The 2,173-nt window shown below is 76.3% G+C and carries 1 protein-coding gene and 1 pseudogene; both read left to right on the top strand.

Annotated features, from left to right (window positions below):
* Positions 1-779: pseudogene (locus tag B7767_RS26350) on the top strand (ATP-grasp domain-containing protein); the annotation flags it as partial.
* A 2-nt stretch (positions 780-781) separates the two neighbouring features.
* Complete coding sequence (locus B7767_RS26345) at positions 782-2,047, top strand: NAD(P)-binding domain-containing protein (protein WP_085574372.1); 1,266 nt, start codon at positions 782-784, stop codon at positions 2,045-2,047.
* The last annotated feature ends 126 nt before the right edge of the window (positions 2,048-2,173 follow it).

Genomic DNA, 2,173 nt, shown 5'->3' with positions numbered 1-2,173 from the left:
GCCCCTGGCTGCTGCCGGCCGGCGGCGGACTGCGCAGCACCCAACTGGTGCACACCGCGCGGCAGGCCCGGGAGCTGCACGCGCGCACCGCGGAGGCGGGCAGCCCGCTGCTGCTCCAGGCGTATCTGCCGCCGGGCGAGGACCGGGACTGGTTCTTCCACGGCTACGCCGACCGTACGGGCGCCGTGCGCGCCGGCGGTCCGGGCCGCAAGCGGTCGTCCTGGCCGCGCGGCGCGGGGCTGACCGCGGTGGGCCACTGGACCCCCAACCCCGAGGTCCGGGCGCTCGCCGAGCGGATCACCGGCGGACTCGGCTACCGCGGCGTCTTCGACCTCGACTTCCGCCGCTGCGGCACGACCGGCCGCTACCACCTCCTCGACTTCAACCCGCGCCCCGGCGCCCAGTTCCGGCTGTTCGAGGACAGCGCGGGACTGGACGTCGTACGCGCCCTGCACCTGGATCTGACCGGACGGCCGCTGCCGGACGGGGATCCGGTGGCCGGGCGGTCGTTCGTGGTGGAGAACTACGCGCCGCTGGCCGCACTGCGTACACCGCCGGGCGGACGCGAACTGGCCTGGTACGCCGGGGACGACCGCGCCCCCGGGTGGGCGATGTGGGCCCTGTGGGCCCGTCATGTGTCCGGCCGGCTGCGGCAGCGGCTGGGCACGGCGGCCTCCGTGCCGGCGCCCCGCCCGGTCCCCCCGGTGGTCTCCCGGGCGGCCGCTCCCTCCCCGACCTCCTCGACCTCCCCGACCGACGACGAGAAAGCGAGCAGCTGATGATGTACGACCTTCTGGTGGTGGGCGCCGGTCCGTACGGTCTGTCGATCGCGTCCCACGCCGCGGACGCCGGACTGAACCTGCGCGTGTTCGGCCGGCCCATGGCGTCCTGGCGGGACCACATGCCCGGCGGCATGTTCCTGAAGTCGGAGCCGTGGGCGTCCAACCTGTCCGATCCGGGCGGGCGCTGGCGGCTGGACGCGTACTGCGCCGAGCAGGGCCTGACGGCACGTCACGCGCACCCGATCCCGGTGGAGGCGTTCGCGTCGTACGGCCTGTGGTTCGCCCGCAACGCCGTGCCGGAGGTGGACGAGCGCACGATCACCCGGATCTCGTCCGGCGCCGACGGGTTCACGGCGGTCACCGAGGACGGGCAGGCGCTGCACGCGCGGACGGTGGCGCTGGCGGTCGGGGTGATGCCGTTCATCGAGGTGCCGCCGGCCCTGCGCGGGCTGCACCCCACGCTGGTGACGCACAGCAGCCACCACAGCGACCTGGGCCACTTCCAGGGCAAGGACGTCACGGTGATCGGCGGCGGCCAGGCGGCCCTGGAGACGGCGGCGCTCCTCGCCGAACAGGGCACGCGGGTAAGGGTGCTGGCGCGGGCGGAGCGGCTGCGGTGGAACGACGTGCCGCCGGCCTGGGAGCGCCCGTGGTGGCAGTCGGTCCGCTCGCCGCACAGCGGGCTCGGGCCCGGCTGGCGGAACTGGTTCTACGCCGAGCGCCCCGGCCTGTTCCGGCGGCTGCCGCAGACGTCCCGGTCGCGGATCGCGGCCACGGCGCTGGGTCCCGCGGGCGCGTGGTGGGTGCGGGACCGGGTGGAGCGGGCGGTGGACCTGCTGCCGGGCCAGGAGGTCACCGCGGCCGCCGCGGTGCCGGGCGGGCTGCGCCTGGACCTGACCGGCCGTGACGGCTCCCGGCGCTCCCTGGAGACCGAACACGTCATCGCGGCCACCGGGTTCAAGGCGCACCGCGACCGGCTCGGCCTGCTCTCCGCCGAGCTGCGCGGGGCGCTGGCGGTGCTGCCGGACGGTTCCCCGGTGCTCGGCCACAGCTTCGAGTCGTCGCATCCGGGGCTGTTCCTGGCGGGCCTGGTGACCGCGTCCGGCTTCGGCCCGGCGATGCGCTTCGTGCACGGCGCGACGTTCACGGCGTCGACGCTGGTCCAGGGGGTGCGCCGACGGCTGAGGTCGACGCCGGTGCGCGGGACGGTTCCCGTGCCGGGCGGCGGCAGCCGCAGCGGGGCGCCGTCGCCGGTGAACGGCTGACGGGCACCCACGACGACGCGTCCCCCGGACCGGTTTCGGTCCGGGGGACGCGTCGTCGTACGGGCACGGCTGCCGGGTGGGGCGGGCCCGGCAGCCGGTGGCCTCAGCGGCGGGAGGCGGTGCGGC

The sequence above is a fragment of the Streptomyces sp. 13-12-16 genome, assembly GCF_002114215.1.
GTDB lineage: Bacteria > Actinomycetota > Actinomycetes > Streptomycetales > Streptomycetaceae > Streptomyces.
The sequence above is the reverse complement of the archived record's forward strand: the minus strand, read 5'-3'. Positions and strand labels throughout refer to the sequence as shown.

Bases quoted from the DNA above. Each gene is read 5' to 3' on its own strand.
- B7767_RS26345 (WP_085574372.1), top strand. From the start codon at position 782: ATGTACGACCTTCTGGTGGTGGGCGCCGGTCCGTACGGTCTGTCGATC.